At 64.2% G+C, this 21,800-nt stretch carries 17 protein-coding genes; 6 read left to right on the top strand and 11 right to left on the bottom strand.

Annotated elements, in window-relative coordinates; translation table 11 throughout:
• Positions 1-37: 37 nt before the first annotated feature.
• Genes NY023_RS10415 through NY023_RS10405 form a run of 3 tightly spaced genes read right to left on the bottom strand, consistent with a single transcriptional unit; the run spans position 38 to position 5,646 of the window.
• Complete coding sequence (locus tag NY023_RS10415; RefSeq protein ID WP_013971978.1) at positions 38-3,184, bottom strand: efflux RND transporter permease subunit; 3,147 nt, start codon at positions 3,182-3,184, stop codon at positions 38-40.
• Positions 3,185-3,200: 16 nt separating this feature from the next.
• Complete coding sequence (locus tag NY023_RS10410) at positions 3,201-4,400, bottom strand: efflux RND transporter periplasmic adaptor subunit (RefSeq protein ID WP_013971977.1); 1,200 nt, start codon at positions 4,398-4,400, stop codon at positions 3,201-3,203.
• On the bottom strand, positions 4,393-5,646 hold the full coding sequence (locus NY023_RS10405) for a TolC family protein (RefSeq protein WP_013971976.1): 1,254 nt from the start codon (positions 5,644-5,646) through the stop codon (positions 4,393-4,395). The genes NY023_RS10410 and NY023_RS10405 overlap by 8 nt, the downstream gene beginning before the upstream one ends.
• A 216-nt stretch (positions 5,647-5,862) precedes the next feature.
• Here NY023_RS10405 and aroQ point away from each other — a divergent pair, with 216 nt between their 5' ends.
• Entirely contained in the window at positions 5,863-6,312 is a 450-nt protein-coding gene (gene aroQ, locus NY023_RS10400) for a type II 3-dehydroquinate dehydratase (protein WP_013971975.1), read from the top strand.
• A complete protein-coding gene (locus tag NY023_RS10395) occupies positions 6,309-7,157 on the top strand; it encodes a shikimate dehydrogenase (RefSeq protein WP_013971974.1) in 849 nt (282 codons plus the stop codon). The genes aroQ and NY023_RS10395 overlap by 4 nt, the downstream gene beginning before the upstream one ends.
• Positions 7,158-7,276: 119 nt before the next feature.
• On the opposite strand, the gene NY023_RS10390 is transcribed toward NY023_RS10395, so the two are convergent.
• Both NY023_RS10390 and NY023_RS10385 read right to left on the bottom strand, forming a co-directional pair.
• Positions 7,277-7,813 carry a thioredoxin family protein gene (locus NY023_RS10390; protein WP_013971973.1) on the bottom strand — a complete coding sequence of 179 codons (537 nt, stop codon included), beginning with the start codon at positions 7,811-7,813 and terminating at the stop codon, positions 7,277-7,279.
• The gene (locus NY023_RS10385) at positions 7,803-8,078 is read right to left on the bottom strand and encodes a DUF2790 domain-containing protein (protein WP_013971972.1); all 276 of its coding nucleotides are present in this window, start codon (positions 8,076-8,078) and stop codon (positions 7,803-7,805) included. Before NY023_RS10385 ends, NY023_RS10390 begins: the two co-directional genes overlap by 11 nt.
• Positions 8,079-8,298: 220 nt before the next feature.
• On the opposite strand from NY023_RS10385, the gene NY023_RS10380 reads away from it, so the two are divergent.
• The 4 genes from NY023_RS10380 to NY023_RS10365 all read left to right on the top strand — a co-directional run bounded on the left by NY023_RS10380 (position 8,299) and on the right by NY023_RS10365 (position 11,688).
• A complete protein-coding gene (locus tag NY023_RS10380; protein WP_003250463.1) occupies positions 8,299-9,039 on the top strand; it encodes a response regulator in 741 nt (246 codons plus the stop codon).
• The gene (locus NY023_RS10375; RefSeq protein ID WP_013971971.1) at positions 9,036-10,322 is read left to right on the top strand and encodes a sensor histidine kinase; all 1,287 of its coding nucleotides are present in this window, start codon (positions 9,036-9,038) and stop codon (positions 10,320-10,322) included. Before NY023_RS10380 ends, NY023_RS10375 begins: the two co-directional genes overlap by 4 nt.
• A gap of 245 nt (positions 10,323-10,567) precedes the next feature.
• Entirely contained in the window at positions 10,568-11,185 is a 618-nt protein-coding gene (locus NY023_RS10370) for a ferric reductase-like transmembrane domain-containing protein (protein WP_013971970.1), read from the top strand.
• Between the two features lie 14 nt (positions 11,186-11,199).
• Positions 11,200-11,688: a DoxX family protein gene (locus NY023_RS10365; RefSeq protein ID WP_013971969.1), complete on the top strand. Its 489-nt coding sequence runs from the start codon at positions 11,200-11,202 to the stop codon at positions 11,686-11,688.
• A gap of 121 nt (positions 11,689-11,809) precedes the next feature.
• Here NY023_RS10365 and NY023_RS10360 read toward each other — a convergent pair whose 3' ends face one another.
• The 6 genes from NY023_RS10360 to NY023_RS10335 form a co-directional block, all read right to left on the bottom strand.
• Entirely contained in the window at positions 11,810-12,508 is a 699-nt protein-coding gene (locus NY023_RS10360; RefSeq protein ID WP_013971968.1) for a DUF2063 domain-containing protein, read from the bottom strand.
• A complete protein-coding gene (locus tag NY023_RS10355; protein ID WP_049798439.1) occupies positions 12,501-13,349 on the bottom strand; it encodes a DUF692 domain-containing protein in 849 nt (282 codons plus the stop codon). The genes NY023_RS10360 and NY023_RS10355 overlap by 8 nt, the downstream gene beginning before the upstream one ends.
• A gap of 76 nt (positions 13,350-13,425) precedes the next feature.
• Complete coding sequence (locus tag NY023_RS10350; RefSeq protein ID WP_013971966.1) at positions 13,426-13,917, bottom strand: hypothetical protein; 492 nt, start codon at positions 13,915-13,917, stop codon at positions 13,426-13,428.
• A 163-nt stretch (positions 13,918-14,080) separates the two neighbouring features.
• Complete coding sequence (locus NY023_RS10345; RefSeq protein WP_024086659.1) at positions 14,081-14,644, bottom strand: DUF4174 domain-containing protein; 564 nt, start codon at positions 14,642-14,644, stop codon at positions 14,081-14,083.
• Positions 14,645-14,842: 198 nt separating this feature from the next.
• Positions 14,843-19,306, bottom strand: a complete 4,464-nt coding sequence (locus tag NY023_RS10340) for an NEL-type E3 ubiquitin ligase domain-containing protein (protein ID WP_238531261.1) — start codon at positions 19,304-19,306, stop codon at positions 14,843-14,845.
• A 129-nt stretch (positions 19,307-19,435) separates the two neighbouring features.
• Positions 19,436-21,796 (bottom strand): DNA polymerase II, encoded by a 2,361-nt coding sequence (locus NY023_RS10335; RefSeq protein WP_013971963.1) that lies wholly within the window; start codon positions 21,794-21,796, stop codon positions 19,436-19,438.
• Positions 21,797-21,800: the final 4 nt, after the last annotated feature.

Genomic DNA, 21,800 nt, shown 5'->3' with positions numbered 1-21,800 from the left:
GAACCGCCGCGAAGGGCCGCAAAGCGGCCCCCGGATCTCAACCCTCCTGCACCTCTTCCCGCCGATACGCCCACTGATACAACGCCGGCAACACCAGCAAAGTCAGTGCGGTGGACGACAGAATCCCGCCAATCACCACGGTCGCCAGCGGCCTTTGCACCTCGGCCCCGGTCCCGGTAGCCAAGGCCATCGGGATGAACCCCAGCGACGCCACCAGGGCCGTCATCAGCACCGGCCGCAAGCGCGTCAGCGCGCCCTCCTCGACCGCTGCCCGCAGCGTGCGCCCCTCCTCCCGCAAGCTACGGATAAAGGCGATCATCACCAGCCCGTTGAGCACCGCCACCCCTGACAAGGCAATGAACCCCACGCCAGCGGATATGGACAACGGAATGTCCCGCAACCACAGCGCCAGCACCCCGCCGGTAAGGGCGAACGGGATGCCGGTGAACACCAGCAGGCCATCCCTGAGGTTGTTGAACATCATCAGCAACAGCGCCATGACCAACAGCAAGGCCACCGGCACCACCACCTGCAGGCGCTCGGCCGCCGACTGCAGCTGCTCGAACTGTCCGCCCCAGCGGGTCCAGTAACCCGGCGGTATCTGCACCTGCTGGATCAGCGTCTGTTCTGCCTCCTCGACGAACGAGCCCAGGTCACGCCCGCGCACGTTGGCACTGACCACCACCACCCGCTTGCCGTCCTCGCGGCTGACCTGGTTCGGCCCCAGCTGCAGTTTCAGCGCGGCCACCTGCGACAGCGGGATGAAGCCGATCTGCCCGGCACCCGCAGCAGCACTGGCCGGCACCGGAATCAGCAGGCTGGCCAGCCCGTCGACATCGGTGCGCAGGGTTTCCGACAGGCGCACCACCATGTCGAAACGGCGGTCACCTTCGTACAGCGTGCCGGCCGTGCGGCCACCCACGGCAATGGCAATGGCGTCCTGCACATCGCCCACGTTCAGGCCATGGCGGGCCGCCTTGTCGCGGTCGATATCGATGGTCAGCACCGGCAGACCGGTAGTCTGCTCGACCTTTACCTCGGACGCGCCCGGCACGCCTTGCAGGCTGCTGGCGATCTGCGCTGCGGTGCGGTTGAGCACGTCCATGTCATCACCGAACAGCTTCACCGCTACATCGCTGCGCACACCGGAAATCAGCTCGTTGAAGCGCAGCTGGATCGGCTGCGACAGCTCGTGGTTGCTGCCCGGCACGCTGGCGGCGGCGCGTTGTACCTCGGCGATCAGCTCATCACGCGGCTTGCCCGGGTCGGCCCATTGCTCACGCGGGCGTAGCATCACATAGGCGTCGGAAATGTTCGGCGGCATCGGGTCGGAGGCGATCTCGGCGGTGCCGGTGCGGGCGAACACCCGTTCCACTTCCGGCACCTGGGCGATGATCGCCTGCTCCAGGCGCTGCTGCATGTCGACCGACTGCGACAGGCTTGTGCCCGGCACGCGCAGGGCCTGCAGGGCAAAGTCGCCTTCGCTGAGGCTGGGGATGAACTCGCTGCCCATGCGGCTGGCCATCACCCCGGACAACAACACCAAGGTAGCGGCGGCAGCGAATGCCAGCTTGCGCCGGCCCAGCACCCAGGCCAGCACCGGGGCATAGCGCTGACGCGCCGTGCGCATTACCAGGCCTTCCTCTTCCTTGACCTTGCCGGTGACGAACAGGGCAATGGCCGCCGGCACGAAGGTAACCGAGAGGATCATGGCACCAAGCAGGGCGATGACCACGGTAAAGGCCATAGGGTGGAACATCTTGCCCTCCACCCCGGTCAGGGCAAAGATCGGCAGGTACACCACCATGATGATCAGCTGGCCGTAGATCAGCGGCCGGCGCGCCTCACGGGCGGCAGCGAACACTTCATGAAAGCGCTCGGTGCGGGTCAGCATGCGGCCATGGCGTTGCTGGGCGTGGGCCAGGCGGCGGATGGCGTTTTCCACGATCACCACCGCGCCGTCGACGATGATGCCGAAGTCCAGTGCGCCCAGGCTCATCAGGTTGGCACTGACCTTGTTGCTGAACATGCCGGTGAAGGTAAACAGCATCGACAACGGAATGACCATGGCGGTGATCAGTGCAGCGCGGATGTTGCCCAGGAACAGGAACAACACGGCGATGACCAGGATGGCGCCCTCGACCAGGTTCTTCTTCACCGTGGCGATGGCCTTTTCCACCAGGTTGGTGCGGTCGTACACCGTCACCGCGACCACGCCCTTGGGCAGGTTGCGGTTGATCTCGACCAGCTTGACGGCGACCGCCTGGGCCACCGTGCGGCTGTTCTCGCCAATCAGCATGAACACCGTGCCCAGCACCACTTCCCGGCCGTTTTCGGTGGCCGCGCCCGAGCGCAGCTCTTCGCCCAGGCCGACCTGGGCAACATGGCTGACGCGGATTGGCGTGCCATCGACACCGGAGATGACGATATTGGCGATGTCCTCGGCCGACGCCACCTGGCCTGGCGCGCGAATCAGCAACTGCTCGCCATTGCGCTCGATGTAGCCGGCGCCGACGTTGGCGTTGTTGCGCTCCAGCGCCGCGATCAGGTCGTTGAGGGTGAGTTTGTAGGCCGCCAGGCGCTTGGGCTCCGGCGCAATCAAGTACTGCTTGGCATGGCCGCCGATGCTGTTGACCTCGGCCACCCCGGGCACGTTGCGCAACTGCGGCTTGATGATCCAGTCCTGAATCACCCGCAAGTCGGTCGGGGTGTAGGGTGTGCCGTCCTCCTTCAGCGCGCCCTGCTCGGCTTCCACCGTCCACAGGAAGATTTCACCCAGCCCGGTGGAAATCGGCCCCATGCCCGCTTCGATGCCAGCGGGCAACTGCTCACGCGCCACTTGCAGGCGCTCGTTGACCAGTTGGCGGGCGAAGAACAGGTCGGTGCCGTCGTCGAAAATGACCGTGACCTGCGACAGGCCCGAGCGCGACAGCGAGCGGGTCTGCTTGAGCCCGGGCAGGCCGGCCATGGCGGTCTCGATGGCGAAGGAGATGCGCTGCTCGGTCTCCAGCGGCGAATAGCCGGGCGCGGCGGTATTGATCTGCACCTGGACGTTGGTAATGTCCGGTACAGCGTCGATCGGCAGTTTCTGGTAGCTGTGGATACCCACCGCGGCCATCAGGACCACGGCCAGCATCACCACCAGGCGCTGCTCGATGGCGAATTGGATCAGGCGTTCGAACATGCAGGCGTCCCCGTGATCAATGGCTGTGCTCGGCCGAGCCCTTGCCCAGCTCAGACTTGAGGACAAAGCTGCCGGCAGCGGCCACCTGGGTTCCGGCGGCAAGGCCGGTGGTGATTTCCACCAGACCGGCGTCGCGGCGGCCAGCCTTCACCGGACGGGCTTCGAAGCCTTCCTCGGTACGGGCAAACACCACGGTCTGCTCTTCCCAGGATTGCAATGCGCTTTCTGGTACCACCACGGCGGCGTTGAAGCGTTCGACGCTGACCGCGACGTTGACGAACAACCCAGGGCGCCAGGCGCCGTTGGGGTTGGCCAGCGTGGCGCGGACAGTGGCGGCACGGTTCTGCTCGCCGAGCAGCCTGCCGACGTAGTTGACCTTGCCCTCAACCTGGGCGCCCAGGTCCGGCGCGCTGACCGTGACATTGCGGCCGGTGGTCACCTTGTCCAGGTCGCGCGGGGCGACGGCGAAGGTGGCCCAGACCCGGCTCAGGTCAGACAGGGTGAAGGCATTGCTGGTCTCATCGACCACCTCACCCACGGTCAGGTGCTTTTCCACCACCACTGCATCGAACGGCGCGCGCAGTTCATAGCGGTTGCCGGCACCGGCCGGGCCCACGGCGGCGACCTTCTGCCGGGCGTTGGCCAAGGCAATCTCCGCTTCCTGCAACGCCTGGCGGGCCTGCAGGTAATCCTGCTCGGCGCTGATGCGTTCCTGCCACAGCTGCTGTTCGCGCTGGAAGGTCAGGCGCGCCAGTTCCAGGCGGCGCTGGGCAGCCTGCTGTTCGCTGCGCAGGTCGGAAATCTGCTGGCTGGCAATTACCGCCAGCACCTGACCACGCTTGACCGCCTGGCCCAGTTCGGCTTGCACTGACTCGACCACACCGGGCACGCGTGGCACGACGTGGGCAGTGCGGTCCTCGTCGAAGCGGATTTCACCCGGGAAGCTGATGGCGGTGCCCAGTTCACGAGGGCCGGCATCGGCCAGTTGCACACCGGCAGCTTCGATCTGGGCGATGGACAGGTGCAGCTTGCCCGCCTCTTCTTCGTGATCTTCACCGGCCTGCTCCTCGCCGTGGCCATGGGTGTCTTCGCCGTGGTCGTCGTGCCGGGCTTCAGTGCTCGATGCGTTGCCGAGGTTGCCGGTCCAGGCCAGGCCACCCAGGCCAAGCGCGGCAATGGTGGCAGCCAGAATGGCTATCTTGCGTGTGTTAGTCATTGTTGCTCCTGCTGTTCAATTTGTTGCTCAGGCCATCGAGGTCGCCATAGATCCGCTCGACCTGCGCCCGCGCGTCGGTCGCCGAGGCCAGTGCGTCGAGGTACAACCCGCGCGCCTCGATCAGCGTGCGCTGGGCGTCGAGCACATCGAGGAAGGCGAACTTGCCCATTTCGAAACCACGTGTGGCGGTGTCCACGGCCTGCTGGGCAGACGGCAGGATGGTGCGGTCATAGGCCTGCACTTCCTGCATGGCAGTGACCCACTGGCTGACGGCGCTGCGGGTTTCACTGCGCAGGCGAAGCCCCACGGCGTTGCGCAGGTCACGCGCCTGGTCGGCACGGCGGGCCGCGGCCAGCACGTTGCCCTGGTTGCGGTCGAACAGCGGCAAGGGCATCGACAGGCCCACCACATTGACCCGCTCGCGGTCTTCGCGGCTGTACTGGCTGCCAAGGCTGACGGTGAGGTTGGGAATACGCAGGGCCTTTTCCGATCCCAGGGACGCTTCGCCGCGCTCGACCTGGGCGGCGGCCAGGCGCCATTCGGCCGTTTGCTCGACCTGGTCGAGCAGGGCATCGGCGCTAGGCGCATCACCCGGGGACAGGTTGGCTGCCTGCAACTGTTCGAACCTTGCCAGCGGGCTGCCGGTCAACCGTGCCAGGGCCTGGTAGGCCACACTGCGCTGGGTTTGCGCACGGCGCACTTCAGCCTGGGCCTGGGCCAACTGCACCTGGGCCCGGGTGGCCTCAACGGGCGATGACTGGCCAGCGGTCACCCGCCCCTGCACCACTCGCAGCCCACGCTCGGTCAACGCCTGCGATTGCTGCGCCAAATCCAGCGCGGTCTGTGCGCGCAGGGCCGCGTGGAAGGCCTGTATCACATCGGCGCGCAGGCCGTTGCGCTGGCGTTCCAGGCCCAGCTGGGCAATGGCCTGGCCAGCACCGGCCACGGCGACACGTGCGCCGCGCTTGCCGCCCAGCTCCAGCGGTTGGCTAAGGGTGACCGTGGTGGTGCTGGTGTCATGGCGAGTGTCCTCGACCTCCCAGGACAGCTCCGGGTTGGGGATGAGCCCGGCCTGGCGCCGTTCGCCATCGGCAATGCCGATTTCCCGTCCGGCTGCGGCCAGCTCCGGGTTCTGGGCAAAGGCGGCGTCTAGCGCCTGGGGCAGGCTCAGGCTCTGGCTGGCCTGGGCAGTGCCGGCGCCAGCCAGCAACAGGCAGAGCAAGGCGGTCTTGCGGGGGATGGGCACGAAACAGGTCCTCGTCGGCGAGATTTGCCGAGGGACTGTAGAAAGCCGCGCTTATCGGGGCGGTGGCGGGAGAATTACAATTTTGTAATCCAGTCTGAGTTGCTGAGGGTTCGATAATCGCCCACTTTCCGGGTACAGCGGTTTAGTCCAATTGACTAAACTAACCAGGCGGTACAAAACTAGGAAGCATCCAACAACAACAAAGCGATGCCCGTCATGAAGCCCCTTATTCTCGTACTCAACGGCCCCAACCTGAACATGCTGGGCACCCGCGAGCCTGCCCAGTACGGCCACGAAACCCTCGCCGACCTGGCCCAGGGTTGTGCCGACACCGCCCATTCCCTCGGCCTGGAAATCGAATTCCGCCAAACCAACCACGAAGGCGAACTGATCGACTGGATCCATGCCGCCCGTGGCCGCTGCGCCGGCATCGTGATCAACCCCGGCGCCTGGACCCACACCTCGGTGGCCATCCGCGATGCCCTGGTGGCCGGCGAAGTGCCGGTTATCGAAGTGCACCTGTCCAACGTGCACAAGCGCGAACCGTTCCGTCACCTGTCGTTCATATCGTCCATCGCCGTCGGGGTCATCTGCGGCCTGGGCAGCCATGGCTATCGCATGGCCATCAGCCACTTTGCCGAAATGTTGCAGGAGCGCAGCGCATGAGCCAGCAAGCCATCCTCGCCGGCCTGATCGGCCGCGGCATCCAACTGTCGCGCACCCCTGCCCTGCACGAACACGAAGGTGATGCCCAGGCGCTGCGCTACCTGTACCGGCTGATCGATGCCGACCAGCTGCAACTGGATGACAGCGCCCTGCCCGGCCTGCTCGATGCCGCCCAGCACACCGGTTTCACCGGGCTCAACATCACCTACCCGTTCAAGCAGGCGATCCTGCCGCTGCTCGACGAACTGTCGGACGAAGCCCGCGGCATCGGTGCGGTGAACACCGTGGTGCTCAAGGACGGCAAGCGGGTCGGCCACAACACCGACTGCCTGGGCTTTGCCGAAGGCTTGCGCCGTGGCCTGCCGGATGTGGCACGGCGCCAGGTAGTGCAGATGGGTGCCGGTGGCGCAGGTTCGGCCGTGGCCCATGCCCTGCTGGGTGAAGGGGTCGAGCGGCTGGTACTGTTCGAAGTGGACGTGGCCCGTGCACAGGCCCTGGTGGACAACCTGAATGCCCATTTCGGTGCCGGGCGCGCCGTTGTCGGCACCGACCTGGCCACGGCCCTGACCGAGGCGGACGGGCTGGTCAACACCACACCGGTGGGCATGGCCAAGCTGCCGGGCACACCGCTGCCGGTGGAGCTGCTGCATGCTCGCCTGTGGGTGGCGGAGATCATCTACTTCCCGCTGGAGACCGAACTGCTGCGCGCCGCCCGGGCACTGGGCTGCCGCACCCTGGATGGCAGCAACATGGCCGTGTTCCAGGCGGTGAAGGCGTTCGAGCTGTTCAGCGGGCGCCAAGCGGATGCGGCGCGGATGCAGGCGCACTTTGCCAGTTTCACCTGACAGACAGGTGTCGGCTTCTTCGCGGGCTTGCCCGCTCCCACAGGTGCTGCGCAAATTTCACTGATTACGCAAATCCCTGTGGGAGCGGGCAAGCCCGCGAAGAGGCCGGCACAGACAACTCACCCTTTTTCATCCAGCAACGCCTGTATCACCTGCTCCTGCCCACCATAATCCCCCTCGCCAAAGTGCACATGGCGCACCTGCCCCTTGCGGTCGACAAAGTAATGCGCCGGCCAGAACTGGTTGCCCCAGGCATTCCACACCTTGTAGTCGTTATCCACCGCCACCGGATAAGCGATCCCCAGGCTGGCCACCTTGTCACGCAAGGTGCCTACATCGTGCTCGTAGTCGTACTCCGGGGTGTGCACACCGACCACCACCAGGCCCTGGTCGGCATAGCGCCGCGCCCATTCGTTCACATGCGGCAGGCTTCGCCGGCAGTTGATGCAGTCCCAGGTCCAGAAGTCCACCAGCACCACCTTGCCCTTGAGCCCGGGGCCATCCAGCGGCGCCGAGTTAAGCCACTGGCTGGCGCCGGACAGCGACGGCATGGCACCGTAGCTGTCGCGGGCCATCAGGTGCCCGCCCAGCCCCAGGCCCGCCAGCGCCAGGGCAATGCCGCCAACCTTCAACAACAAGCGGCGATCAATTCTCATGGCAACCGCCGGTGGCATAGGTGCGGTACTGCACGCTCTGTTGCTGGCCCTTGGAGTCGAGGTAGTCCATGCGGGTGTTCACCAGGCCGCAGGCGTCGCTCTGGTCATCCTGTATCGACAGCACTTTCTTCACATCCAGGTGGTCACCGTAGCGGTACTGCATGACCCCGCTGTTGTCCATCGGCATGGTGGAGGCCTGGGCGGCAATGGCGCCGAAGCTGAGCACGGCGAACAGGCTGGCACGGGCGAAGCTATTGAAGTTCATGGCATCTCTCCTGTGTAACGCTTGAGGGTGGGGAGTTGTGCTCCCCGGTCGAGAGCCATTTCACGCCGGCCAGGTATCCCGTATGTGTCGCCCGAAGCTGTGATGTGCTTCCTCCTGTGTCTGTACACCTGCCAGATACACTGCAATACAAACCCCCGCAGGCAAGCGCGAACGCGCTCGGTACACTGCGCCCATCCCCTCTTGCACAGGAACGCAGCGCATGGAACACGTCGATCACATCCTGATCGTCGACGACGACCGCGAAATCCGCGAACTGGTCGGCAACTACCTGAAGAAGAACGGCCTGCGCACCAGCATCGTCGCCGACGGCCGGCAGATGCGCGCCTTTCTCGAAGCCAACAGCGTCGACCTGATCGTCCTGGACATCATGATGCCCGGCGACGACGGCCTGCTGTTGTGCCGCGAGCTGCGCGCCGGCAAGCACCGCAATACCCCGGTGCTGATGCTGACCGCCCGCAACGACGAAACCGACCGCATCATCGGCCTGGAAATGGGCGCCGACGACTACCTGACCAAGCCGTTCTCGGCCCGCGAACTGTTGGCCCGCATCAACGCCGTGCTGCGCCGCACGCGCATGCTGCCGCCCAACCTGACCATCAGCGAAAGCAGCCGCCTGCTCGGCTTCGGCCAGTGGCGGCTGGACACCACCGCGCGCCACCTGCTCGACAGCGAAGGCACCCTGGTAGCCCTGAGCGGTGCCGAATACCGCCTGCTGCGGGTGTTTCTCGACCACCCGCAGCGGGTGCTCAGCCGTGAGCAGTTGCTCAACCTGACCCAGGGCCGCGAAGCCGACATCTTCGACCGCTCCATCGACCTGCTGGTCAGCCGCCTGCGCCAGCGCCTGGGTGACGACGCCCGCGAACCCAGCTGCATCAAGACCGTGCGCAGCGAGGGCTACGTGTTCTCGCTGCCGGTGCAACTGCTCGAGTCGCCATCATGAAGTGGCCACGTACCCTGGCCTCGCGCCTGGCACTGATCTTCTTCACCGGCCTGGTGCTGGCCTACGGCCTGTCGTTCGGCCTGCAAGCGTACGAGCGCTACATCAGCAGCCGCTCGATGATGCTCAGCACCCTGGAGCAGGACGTGGCCACCTCGGTGGCCATCCTCGACCGCCTGCCCGCGGCCGAGCGCGCCGCCTGGCTGCCGCGTCTGGAGCGGCGTACCTACCGCTACCGGCTGGACCAGGGCCTGGCGGGCGAAGCCATGCCGACCAGCGACCCGCCCATGGCCGCCGACTCGATCGTCAAGGCCATTGGTGCCGACTATCGGCTTTCCTTCCAGGAAATCCCCGGCCCGAATGCGCACTTCCAGGCACACCTGACCCTGGCCGATGGCGCACCGCTGACCATCGACGTTACCCCATCGCCGGTCCCGGTGGCACGTTGGCTGCCCGTGGTGTTGCTGATCCAGTTGGCCGTGCTGTTGCTATGCACCTGGCTGGCGGTACGACTGGCGATCGGCCCGCTGACCCGCCTGGCCCGTGCGGTGGACAACCTCGACCCGGACAAGCCTGGCGTGCAGCTGGATGAAAGCGGCCCGCGCGAGGTGCGCTACGCCGCCGTGGCCTTCAACGCCCTGCAGGCGCGCATCGCAGCCTACCTCAAGGAACGTATGCAGTTGCTGGCGGCCATCTCCCACGACCTGCAAACACCGATCACGCGCATGAAGCTGCGTGTCGAAGTGATGGACGAAGGGGTGGAAAAGGACAAACTGTGGGGCGACCTGGGTGAAATGGAACACCTGGTGCGCGAAGGCGTGGCTTATGCCCGCAGCATGGACACCAGCACCGAGGCCCCGTGCCGGGTCAACCTCGATGCCTTTCTCGACAGCCTGGTGTTCGACTACCAGGACAGTGGCGCCCAGGTCGAGCGCCATGGCAGCAGCGGCAGCCTGCTGGAAACCCGCCCGCATGCCCTGCGCCGGGTGCTGGTGAACCTGGTGGACAATGCCCTCAAGTTTGCCGGTGCTGCCGAACTGGAGGTGTGCCGCGAGGGCGACAGCACCGTGATCCGCGTGCTCGACAACGGGCCAGGCATACCCGGCGGCGAACTGGATGAAGTGCTCAAGCCGTTCTATCGCGTGGAAGGTTCACGCAACCGCAGCACCGGCGGCACCGGGCTGGGATTGGCGATTGCCCACCAGCTGATCCAGGCCATGGGCGGCCGACTGACCCTGAGCAACCGCGCAGGCGGTGGGCTGTGCGCGCAGATCGAGCTCAAATGACAGTTTGTGGGAGCGGCCTTGCGTCGCGATAGGGCTGCGCAGCAGCCCCAGGTTTTCAGCTTCGTCGCATGAATTGCCGGGGCCGCTTTGCGGCCCTTTCGCGACGCAAGGCCGCTCCCACAAAAAGCAGGTGGCGCTTGAGGTATCAGTACACTCCGATACACAACCCCACCACCGCCGACACACTGCAGATACCCCACCCCGACACACTCCCGGTCACACAACCACACCCGGGAGCCTCCCTGATGAAACCCCTCACCCTTCCCTCCGGCTGGAAGCTGTTCGCCACGCTCGCCGGCCTGACCCTGGCAATGACCGCCGTGGTCCTGGCCAGCCAACCTGATCCGGACGGCCTGCGCAGCGCGATCCGTGCCACTGCGCGCAGCTCCTTCGCGCTATTCCTGCTGGCCTTTCTGGCCTCGTCGCTGGTGACCTTGCTGCCTGGCACCAGCAGCCGCCGCATCCTCCAGGAACGGCGCTATCTGGGGTTGGCATTCGCCTTTTCCCACACCGTGCACGGCGTACTGATCTACCGCTATGCCCAGCAATTCCCCGAGCTGTTCTGGGCCGGCCGCACGTTCACTTCCAGCCTGCCCGGCACCCTCGGCTACCTGTTCCTGCTGCTGCTCACCATCACCTCGTTCAAGGCCCCGATGCGCCTGTTGGGTGGCCGTGCCTGGCAGGCCCTGCACAGTACCGGCATGTGGGTACTGGCCGCGGTGTTCTGCCTGTCGTTCTACAAACGCATCCCCATGGGCGGCTGGTACCCGCTGGCGTTCGCCCTGATGTTCAGCGCCATCGCCGTCAAGCTCACCGCCAAGCTGGCCCGTCAGCAACGCCGTAACGCCCGTGCCCTTTCCTGAAGAGAGAAACCAGCATGACCACCTTGACCCGCACCCTGACCACCTTCGACCGCTTCGGTACCTGGAGCGCCGACCTGCCGTTGCGGCTGTTTCTGGCCTGGGAGTTTTTCGAATCCGGCTGGGAGAAATTCAATGGCAGCAACTGGTTCGCCGACCTGCAGGCGAACTTCCCGTTCCCCTTCAACCTGCTGCCTGCAGAGCTGAACTGGCAGCTGTCGATGTGGGCGGAGCTGATCCTGCCGTTACTGCTGTTGTTGGGGCTAGGTACCCGGCTGGCCTCGTTGGGGCTGATGGTGGTGACCGTGGTGGCGATTGCCGCGGTGCATTGGCCGGCGCACTGGTCGAGCCTGGCCGAACTGGCCCAAGGGTATGCGATTACCGACCAAGGCTTTGGCAACTTCAAGTTGCCGCTGATCTACCTGGTGGCGTTGCTGCCACTGCTGCTGAACGGGGCTGGGCGGTTGAGCCTGGATCACTGGCTCAGAGGGCGGTTCTGCAGGTGATATTGCCGGGGCTGCCTTGCAGCCCATCGCGACACAAGGCCGCTCCCACAGGGGATCGCGTACCTCTGTAGGAGCGGCCTTGTGTCGCGATAGGGGCGCAAGGCGCCCCCCGTACCCGCACTCAACATGTACCGATGATGACTCCCTGCTCGCGCAGCCCCTCCAGCAAGGCCAACCCCTCTCCCACAGCACCGCCCAACGCCTGCAACCGCGCCCGCCCACTGCCCTGCTCCAGCGCCAGCAACCGGTACGCCAGCGGCGCCAGGCGCGCGAAGCGCACCTTCAGCCCTGCATCGCGATAAACCAGTAACAAGGTCGGCGCCTCTGGCGCCACCGCTGGCTGGTAATCCGCCCCGATCCGCTCCACCGGCCAGCGATAGGCCAACACCCGCGCCACACACGACAACAGTGGCTCCCCTTCCAGCAGGTCGCCTGCCGGGTCATGGGCCGGGTCCTGCGCATCGCTCAGATACAACTGCGCCTCGACCCACTCATAGTGCGCCAGCTCCAGCTGCCAGGGCGCATCCAGCTCGACACCCTGCAGGTAGTCGACGAACGCCTCGGCAATCTCGGTGAACAACGGTGTCTGGCTGCGATAGTTGGCATAGAAGTCTCGCACTCGGGCATGCCAGCGCGGTTCGCCCAACGCCTGGCGCATCACCGGAAAACTGCCGGCCAGCAAACCTTCGATAGCACCATAGAAAAGCTCGCGGTAAACCTTCAGGCGCCGGGCCTCCACGCCCGGCGGCGGTGCATGGCGCTGCGGGTCACGCAGGTGTCGGGCCAAGGTGTACTGCTGCTCACGCAAGGTCTCATTCATCTGCATGCCCTCCAGAAGCACGCTGCACAGTACGGATGCGCGCCGTTTCGGCGAGCAGTTCGACCAGCGGCGGGTAGTTGAAATCACGCTCGAGTACCGTCGGTTGCACACCGAAACGCTTACAGGCGACCGCGTACAGCGCCCACACATCCTCCTTCACCGCAGCCCCATGGGTGTCTACCTTGAGGTCCGGCGCTTCATCGTAATGGCCAGCCACGTGCATGCCGGTCACCCGCGCCTGGGGCAAGCCCGCAAGGAACTCGCGGGCGTCGTAGCCGTGATTGCAGGCATTGACGAAGACGTTGTTGACGTCCAGCAGCAGGTCGCAGTCGGCCTCATCGAGTACCGCGCGGATGAACTCGAGTTCACTCATCGCCTGGTACGGTGCGGCGTAGTAGCTGATGTTTTCCACGGCAATGCGCCGCTCCAGGTATTCCTGGGCCTGGCGAATCCGCGCGGCCACATGGCGCACCGCTTCGTCGGTGAATGGAATGGGCATCAGGTCGTACAGGTGCCCGTCATCACTGCAGTAGCTCAGGTGCTCGCTGTACAGGCGCACCTGGTGGCGATCGAGAAACTGGCGTGTCTGGCCAAGGAAATGGCGGTCCAGCGGCTCGCTGCCACCCAGCGACAACGACAGCCCGTGGCAGGTAATGGCAAAACGCTCGGCCAACTGCGCCAGGCCCTTGCCGTAGGCACCGCCCACGGCAACCCAGTTTTCCGGTGCGCATTCCAGGAAGTCCACGGCGCCAGCCTCCATGGCCAGCAGTTCCGGCAGCAGGCCGCGACGCAGGCCTAGCCCTGCCTCTAAAGGTACAGGGGACAAAGATGTGGGGTGCATGAAAAGGTCTCCGCAACAGGCACAACGCCCCGCCTGACCAGCAGGAGGGGCGTTGCGCGGTTCATGGGGCAGAAGGTCAGGACTTGCCGGTCAGGTGGCTGAACAAGCCTTCGGGCATGGCCTTGCCATTAGCCTGGTAGATCGCCTTGAGGTGATCCGCCGCCTCCTGTTCGGAGATGAAGCCATCATGGTTGCTGTCGATCTTGTCGAAGTCGCCGGCACGGTCCTTGGCCACCGCCAGGAACTCGTCGCGCGAGACCTTGCCGTCGTGGTTGCTGTCGGTCTTGGCGAACGAGGCATCACCACACTTGCCCTCGCCACACTTGCCTTCGGCACCGGCCTTGGCGCTGGCGCCGCACTTGCCCTCACCGCATTTGCCTTCTCCCTGGGTGGCCTTGGCGCTGCCACCACATTTGCCTTCACCACACTTGCCCTCGCCTGCCACCTTGGCCGAAGCCAGCTGGTAACCCTGGGCCAACGGCTCGACGGCAAAGGCGCTGCTGCTCAATGCCATGCTGCCGATCAGGGCAGCGCCGAGCAGGCCGAGGGTGTTTCGTACTTGAGTCATGGTGTCGCTCCACTGTGGTTGGAATGTGGAGCCATTAGGCCGTTGCGGTATGTCGTGGATGTATCGCGCGGGGGGCGGTTTTGTATGGGAATGGGTCTGCAGCGTGGGCAGATACAGTGGGATACACGACGGCCCCAAGGTGCCTCGGGGCCGTCGTGCAGGGTCAGTCCTCCAGCGGCTTGGGCGGCGCGGCAGGTTTGGCGGGCTTGGCGGGCTTGGCGGGCTTGCTGTCCTTGGCCTTGGGTTCCGGTGCCGCCGCTGCCACAGGCTCCGGCGCCGACACGGCTTTTTCGCTGGCGGGCAGATCATCGACCGCCTTGAGGATCACCTGCGGGTCGATAGCCCCTCCCTCTTCGTCGTCCTTGAGCATGTGCCGCTCACCGTCCTTGCCCACCAGGATCACCTTGGTGCCTTTGCTGGCACCCAGCTTCAACTCGCGGATCAGGGCCATGGTGGTCTGCTGCTCGAGGTTCTTGTCCTCACGCTTGCCCATCATGTTGGCAACGCTGTACACCACCAGGTTGCGCTCTTTGAAGGCGGCCTGGGTGGCCGGGTCCTTGAGGGCCTCGTTCAACCCACGCAAGGTCGGGTCGGCGCTGCTGGGCGCAATGACGACCAAGGGCCTGGCCTTGCCCAGTTCCTTGGCCAGCGGCGCGTCACTGTCGGCAGCAAACACAGGGCCGACGAGCGCGAGCAAGGTGGCGAGGGTCAGTGACCGGACGAGCATGCGTATCTCCTTATTCTCTCGATAAACCAGAAGACTACAGATCAGGGCGAAAGATCCGACGGGCGAGCGTAAACCAGCACGAGGCCTCCATGTTTGAATGAACAGTAACCGGCGGTTACCAAGTGCGCTCATTCCCTGTCCCGAGCCCCCAAAATACGTCTATCACGCGTAAATTGAGCATAGTCCAATGCGCCCTTGTCATACCCACCGTCGCAGAGCCTCGTTGGTCAGTTGGAGTTCGGTTTGTTCCGTCCACTCATTGACCTGCGCCTGCAACCTTTCGGAGGACTTTGCATCAGCATCTTCCGCCAACTGGTCGTAAAAACGCTGCGGCACTTCCAGTTCGCGTACATAACGTCGCTCGAGATAATTTTTCCAGAACGGTTGCTGGGCCATCCACACCGGCAGCGATCCAGGCTCGTTAAGTCTTACCTGCTCAGCGGCGCGCATGACCGAAGCGTCATCCAGGTGCGGGATCGCGGGGTGGAGCATGCTTCGCGCGTTGTCAAGCAGGTCCAGCCTCTCGCGCAAGCGGATCGAGTAGGCAAGCACCCACTCGATGGACTCGCTCGCCCAACCAGCAGCCTCAGCCTCGCGCAAAGCGATGAAGTCAAGTTCCCTTTGCCTCCACAACTGCCGCGCCAGTTTCACCAGGACTTGTTCCTTGTTGCCAGAAGGGGCAGCCTGCTCGGCTTCCCACACATAGTATCGAATTTCAAGCTGCTGGAAGACAACCGTGGCATTGTCGGGGCAGTTCTCAACCAGTGCAAAGGGGAAAATTTCATTGGCCAGTGCTGGAGAGTTGTCCACCTTTTCCATCATGGTCAGAACGCGTGAGGCCAGCAATTCCCCATATCGAGGATGGGTGAAGTCTCGCGAGCGCGTGAGCTGTTTCAGCAGTCGCATGAAGTTCGTCACTCCATCCATTTGCTCGATACTGCTCCACAGGATACCCAGAATTTCGCGCCTATCGTCTTGCAGGCGGTTCAGGGGGTCCAGGGGGTGCAGGCGGTCCATCCACATAAACTTTTGAGGAACTGAACTATCCTCCGGAATTTTCCAGGCCGCCTGCGCATCTTCAGCCTGTTGCAGAAGCACAGAATTGCCTGACAGCGCCACGTAACCGTGTCGCCACAACGTGGACAGGATGAAGTTAGGGGGCAACAGAGAGATGGAATTGTGGGAAGCATCGAGCATGTACAACGTCTGACAATCCGTGATGCCCTCTGGCAGCAATACCAACCCGGCATTGCGCAGACGCAGTTCGGCCAACTGGCTCATCCCCGCCACAGAAAAGGTCATGTTCAAGCGGTTGTCCGAAAGGTTCAGGTAACGTAACCGGCTGCAGAGCCCAAGCGCTCGAGCCTGGGGTTCGTCCAGTGAGATGCGATTGCTGGACAAGTCGAGTATGCGCAGGTCATTGAGCAACGACAGGCTCTCTGGTAGACGTCGCAATTGGTTGTAACTCAGTTCCAGCGAGGTCAGATTGGGGAATGAAAGCAGGAATTGCTCTGGCACTTCTTTCAGCAACAGGCTACGCAGGGAAAGTTCGGTAATATGCGGGAAGCTGAAGAGTGGGCCCAATTCAGGCAATGAGCACAGGTCGCGCGGTTCGTAATGCCACACCAAAGCCGGACGTTCATCTTCAGGTGCAACTAGACCGGGTACCCGTTCCCGCCAGCATTGCATGAGTGCTTTGCGAAACCGCTTGCGCTCGGTTCGTTCGCCGACCAGCAACCCTCGCCGCTCCCAGCTTTTCAGGTGCTCGCTCAAACGGCGGGCCTGCTCTTCGAGCACACCGAGCTGGGTGTCGGTATCATGTCCCAAAACATGCAAGTTGGTCAGCCAGGCTTCGATCTGCTCGTCACTGTACGCTGGGTAAAGGTCGCGCAGACGCGCCTCGAACGCCCGGGGTCGGGACGCAGGCCGGGCAAAGCGTCCCTGGCTGCCGCCCAGCGGGTAGCCGACCCTGCCATCCTCCAGACGCAGTGGCGCCAGCATCCATGGCTGTCGAGGGTTATTGCCCAACACCTGGGCCAGTACTTTGGTGTGGCCGGGCATTTGCCGGGCCAACATTGCTCTCAACCCCGGGGCGTAGGGTTCAGTGATACCGAATACCGCATGATCGGCCGGGGCAAACGCAGCCGCCAAGGTCTCGAACAGCTCGCCGGGGCCGCGCAACTCGATGCCTAGCGCATCTTCAAGCTCGAACTGCCCGTTGTCATGCACAAGCCTGTAGTTCTGCCCGTCGCCAGCAGTAGTCATTACCGGCTGCGGGCTATCGCCATCGTACAGCCGCCAGCGCGGCCTGGCCTCCCTGACATCCAGAGTCTCCAGCAGCGTCAGCGCGACCTTGGCCTGGTCCAGGGTCTGGGGCGTATCGATGAACAGCGCCTCGCAGGCACGCGCAACACGTATGCGCAGTACGCTCAGCCTGGCCCTTTCGACCAGCCGAAAGGGCACCGTGCCGCTGACCAGTGCCTGAAACTCCGCACCTTCTGCCGAAAGCTCACCCACAAGCTCGCGCGCCGCTCGGCGATGCAGGCTCGGGAATGCCCTGCGCAACGTTGCCACCGCCGCATCGTCTGGCTCCTGCTGCCCGTCGTACACCTGCTGAAACAGCTGGCGCCGCTTTACCGAGACCTGCGCCGCCAATGCTGGCCCGCCCTGCTCGGTGACGCCAGGCAAGGCGCGGGCCTTCGCCAGCAACGGCGCGTCCTCCGGCACCCGCCCGAGTTGCAGATCGTCCAGCAGGGCCTGCAGCCGGCGGTCGATCAGCAGGCGCTCTACGGTATCGACCAGCTCGGCCTCAGGCGGCCGGCCGTACACATGCAACGCCCGAAGATGGTCTGCATCCAGGGCATGGACGGCCATTGCCTGGTCAATCTGTTCATCATCCAGGCGAGCGAAACGCTCACCAAGGCGACGGAACATCCGGTGCTTGTCTGTCCAGCTGGCCGGTTGCTCGGTCCATAGCCGCCAGGCACCGGCGTCATTGTGACGCAACAAAGGCCCATGACCATCTCGTGGTGCCAGTTGCCACTCTTCATCTGCGCGCTGGACGATTTCATAGTTGTGGCCGTCCATGGTCATCCAGCTTCTGTCCTGGGCACGGTAGATGCCCATTTCATCGGCCACTTCCCCAGCGGGAGGTGCAGCGCTGCGAAACGGCACCAGGTCTCCATTCCAGAGCTTCTCGCTGCCGTCTTCCAGGCGCGCTGGCACCCACTGGTCCAATGCGGCCCAGGCCCGGCTCGCTTCCCGCCATACCACAGCGGTTACTCCGATCACGGCCAGGTCTTTGGTCACGTTGAGTACATGGTCCATTGCGGCGCTGGTATCGCCCTCGCGCCAGTCTTCCACGGCCTGGAACAACTCGCCCAGCAGGTCCCAGACCATTACCGCCAGCAGCAGTGCATTGAGTGCGGGGATGAACACGCCCGCCACGGTGGCCAGTGTCCAACCCTCGGCAACCAACCTTTGTTGATGGGCTTCCTGGGCCTTGCGATCCAGTTCTGACACCGGCGTGGCAATCAGCGCAGCATCGTCCTTGATATGGGCAATGCGCTCATCGGCAAGGTGGGCGAACAAGGGTAGCGGGTAGTCCCGTATGTGCTGGTCCATTTCCCGGGTTGCCCAATCGGCGACGCTCACCAGGTCCTTGGCAACCCTGGAGAAGAACTGCTGGCTGTCGCGCCGGCGTACGAAGCGTTTGAAGAAATCCTGATAGCGCTTGTCTCGCAGACGCTTGCCCAAGACCTTACGGGTGAAGCTTTCCAGGTCGCGGCTTGCGGTCCAGGGACCGTGGGGGTCATCGGGAATGTAGACAAGGATCTTGCGGCTGACTTTGTCATGAAATAGATCGAGTATCACGATCTGTTGCAAATCGCAGCCGAACGCCTTGAGTTGCCGGGCCACCACTTTCGACTCGTACAACGTGCCAGGTCTGCCGTGCTTGCATAGCTCTAGCACCAGGTCCAGTTCGGCAGCACTCAGGACTCCATCACCTTTAGCCTTGCAGGCATCGATCAGCATGACCGAGCTGTAAAGCTGGGCAAGTGTCGAAGCCATGCTGCGCCAGCCGCTTGCCTGGCTGCTCGGCGCTTTGAGCACGCTGTCCAGGTGCTGTTGATAGCGCTTGCCCAGATCCAGCTGGCGGCACAAGCGTGCGAAGGCTGGTGCGGTTGGTGAGGCGAGCCGTCGCGACAGGCTGTCGACGATGCAGTTATCCTTGTGCTGCTCGTTCCGCCCCTCGCCCGGCGTGAAGTTGTCCAGTGCCGCCTCGATCAGCGGTACGTCGAAATAGTCCTTTTCCAAAACCGGATAGCGCCCCCACACGGTGCCCTGGCTGGGAGCGGTGTAGGTGTACCAGCGCCTGAAATACAGGCCATCGACATTTTCCCTGGTGCCGAATTCTTCCTGCATGGCGTGTTGCAGCAGCGGCTTGACGAAACGGTCGATGCCCTGGATGCGCGCAAGCTCCTTTTCCAGCCACTGTCGACAGGCCAGGCTGTCTTTCAACGCCTCGCGCAATGCAGCATGCTGCGATTCATACAGACCGTTGGCCGGGATGTTCTGCTCGGTCGGCGATACGATACGCAGCCGGCGAATCCATCTGGGCAGTCGCTTGACGATGAGGTTGTCCTGATAGGCCTGCTCCATGGCCAGCGTATCGGCAGTTGGCGGTTGTTCCTTGCTGGGTGTAGTCACGATGTTGCGCCTCGGGCTGATCAAAAGGCCCGACACTAGACGCAGGCTTGCCAAGCGATCAGCTAGATAGCTACCACCTCTTCAGAACAGCGCCAGCTGCTGGCCGGTCAACCCTTCGAAACTGTCGCCAACGAAAGGCAGGATGGCATCGGCCACCGGCTGCAGCTGCCGCGTCAGGTAATGCTCGTAGTCCACCGGCGCTTGCAGGTTTTCCAGGGGTTCTGGGCCCGCCAGGGTGATCAGATAGCTGATCCAGCCGCCGCGCTGGTATTGCAACGGGCGGCCAAGGCGGCGGTTGTAGTCATCGGCCAGCCGGGCCGCACGCACGTGCGGCGGCACATTGCGCTGGTAATCGGCTAGCGGCCGGCGCAAACGCTTGCGGTACACCATCAGCTCATTGAGCTCGCCCGCCAGGGTGCGCCGTACATAATCGCGCACATACGCCTGGTAAGGCTCCCCGCGGAATATCCGGCCATAAAGCTCCTGCTGGAACTCCCGGGCCAGCGGCGACCAGTCGGTACGCACCGACTCCAGGCCCTTGTAGACCATCTGCTCGCTGCCATCGGCCCGCTGCACCAGCCCGGCGTAGCGCTTCTTGCTGCCTTCGTCCGTACCGCGGATGGTGGGCATCAGGAAGCGCCGGTAATGCACCTCGAACTGCAGCTCCAGCGCACTTTCCAGGTTCATCTGCTCGCGCAGGTGTTTGCACCACCACAGGTTGACCTCGGCCACCAGCTCACGGCCGATGCGTGCTGCAGCCTCCTCGCCGTGGGCGCCCTTGAGCCAGACGAAAGTGGAGTCGGTATCGCCATAGATCACCTCGTAGCCCCTGGCTTCGATCAACGCACGGGTCTGGCGCATGATCTGGTGGCCGCGCATGGTGATCGACGAAGCCAGGCGCGGGTCGAAGAAGCGGCAGCCGCTCGAACCCAGCACCCCGTAGAAGGCATTCATGATGATCTTCAGCGCCTGCGACAGCGGCGCGTTGCCCTCGCGCTTGGCTGCTTCCCGGCCCTGCCATACCCGCTCGACGATGGCCGGCAGGCAATGCTCGCTACGGGAAAAACGCCCACCGCGGAAGCCTTCCACTGAGTGTTCATCGTCGGGCAGGCGCAAGCCTTCGACCAGCCCCACCGGGTCGATCAGGAAGGTACGAATGATCGACGGGTACAGGCTCTTGTAGTCCAGCACCAACACCGAGTCGTAAAGGCCCGGGCGCGAATCCATGACGAAGCCACCGGGGCTGGCTTCGTCGGGGCGGCTACCAAGGTTGGGCGCGACAAAGCCAAGGCGGTGCATCTGCGGAATGTACAAGTGGCAGAACGCAGCCACCGAGCCACCGCTGCGGTCCACCGCAAGGCCGGTGACCGAGGCCCGCTCCAGCAGGAATTCGAGCAGGCGGGTGTGGGCGAAGATGCGTGTCACCAGCTCGCAATCCTTGAGGTTGTAGCGCGCCAGCGCCGGCTTGTCCTCGGCGAAGCGGCGGTTGATTTCATCCATGCGCTGGTACGGCGTGTCGATGGCCTTGCCTTCTCCGAGCAAGGTCTGGGCGACACTTTCGAGGCTGAACGACGGGAAGCTCCAGGTCGCCGAGCGCAGCGCCTCGATGCCGTCGATCAGCAGCCGCCCCGGGGCATCGGCGAACACGTGGCCACCACCGGCATGGCTGCGCAAGGTCATCGGCGCGCCATTGCGCCCCAGTGCCAGCGGTACCTGCAGCAGCTTGGCGTGCTCGTGCAGCAGGCGCAGGTCGAACTGGATCAGGTTCCAGCCGATGATTGCATCCGGGTCGTGCTCGGCCATCCACTGGTTGAGGCAGGCCAGGATGTCGGCGCGGTCGGTGCAGTAGTGCAGGTCGAAATCCAGGACATCAGCCGTGCCATTGGCCGGCCCGAGCATGTACACCTGGCGCTGGCCACAGCCTTCCAGGGCAATGCTGTAAAGCTCGCCCCGCTCGCTGGTCTCGATGTCCAGCGACACCAGGCGCAGCGGCGGGCGATAACCCGGCAGGGGCTTGAGCTGGGCATCGCAGAGCACGCCTTGGGCATCCGGTTGGCCGGTGAACTGCACCGGGGCGGTGATGAAGCGCTCCATCAGGTAGCGCTCGGGCGGGCGAATATCGGCTTCGAACACCTCGATACCGGCCGTGCGCAGGCGTTGCTCCAACTGCATCAGTTGCCGGTGCTGGCGGCAGTACAGGCCCAACACCGGGCGCTGGTCAAAGTCCTTCAGCTGCAGCGGCCGCAACTCGACACCGGCTTCGTTGGCCAGCAGCACCCGCGCGTGCGCTTCCTGCGCCTGGGGGATGAATGCCACCGATACCTGTGGCGCCAGGCGCAGCTGCCGTGGCCCCTGGTCGGTGGCCAGCCAGAATTCCACGCAGGTGCCTTCGGGCGTGTCATGCCAATGTCGGGTCAGGACAAAGCCCTGCTGCAACTCCACCGCG

This window comes from Pseudomonas sp. NBB (assembly GCF_032701105.1).
GTDB lineage: Bacteria > Pseudomonadota > Gammaproteobacteria > Pseudomonadales > Pseudomonadaceae > Aquipseudomonas > Aquipseudomonas asiatica.
This window is presented reverse-complemented; position numbering and strand designations above follow the sequence as displayed.

Excerpts from the sequence above, each read along its gene's own strand:
- NY023_RS10415 (WP_013971978.1), bottom strand. The coding sequence starts at position 3,184 with ATGTTCGAACGCCTGATCCAATTCGCCATCGAGCAGCGCCTGGTGGTG.
- NY023_RS10410 (WP_013971977.1), bottom strand. The coding sequence starts at position 4,400 with ATGACTAACACACGCAAGATAGCCATTCTGGCTGCCACCATTGCCGCG.
- aroQ (WP_013971975.1), top strand. The coding sequence starts at position 5,863 with ATGAAGCCCCTTATTCTCGTACTCAACGGCCCCAACCTGAACATGCTG.
- NY023_RS10395 (WP_013971974.1), top strand. The coding sequence starts at position 6,309 with ATGAGCCAGCAAGCCATCCTCGCCGGCCTGATCGGCCGCGGCATCCAA.
- NY023_RS10390 (WP_013971973.1), bottom strand. The coding sequence starts at position 7,813 with ATGAGAATTGATCGCCGCTTGTTGTTGAAGGTTGGCGGCATTGCCCTG.
- NY023_RS10385 (WP_013971972.1), bottom strand. The coding sequence starts at position 8,078 with ATGAACTTCAATAGCTTCGCCCGTGCCAGCCTGTTCGCCGTGCTCAGC.
- NY023_RS10380 (WP_003250463.1), top strand. The coding sequence starts at position 8,299 with ATGGAACACGTCGATCACATCCTGATCGTCGACGACGACCGCGAAATC.
- NY023_RS10375 (WP_013971971.1), top strand. The coding sequence starts at position 9,036 with ATGAAGTGGCCACGTACCCTGGCCTCGCGCCTGGCACTGATCTTCTTC.
- NY023_RS10370 (WP_013971970.1), top strand. The coding sequence starts at position 10,568 with ATGAAACCCCTCACCCTTCCCTCCGGCTGGAAGCTGTTCGCCACGCTC.
- NY023_RS10365 (WP_013971969.1), top strand. The coding sequence starts at position 11,200 with ATGACCACCTTGACCCGCACCCTGACCACCTTCGACCGCTTCGGTACC.
- NY023_RS10360 (WP_013971968.1), bottom strand. The coding sequence starts at position 12,508 with ATGAATGAGACCTTGCGTGAGCAGCAGTACACCTTGGCCCGACACCTG.
- NY023_RS10355 (WP_049798439.1), bottom strand. The coding sequence starts at position 13,349 with ATGCACCCCACATCTTTGTCCCCTGTACCTTTAGAGGCAGGGCTAGGC.
- NY023_RS10350 (WP_013971966.1), bottom strand. The coding sequence starts at position 13,917 with ATGACTCAAGTACGAAACACCCTCGGCCTGCTCGGCGCTGCCCTGATC.
- NY023_RS10345 (WP_024086659.1), bottom strand. The coding sequence starts at position 14,644 with ATGCTCGTCCGGTCACTGACCCTCGCCACCTTGCTCGCGCTCGTCGGC.
- NY023_RS10340 (WP_238531261.1), bottom strand. The coding sequence starts at position 19,306 with ATGGAGCAGGCCTATCAGGACAACCTCATCGTCAAGCGACTGCCCAGA.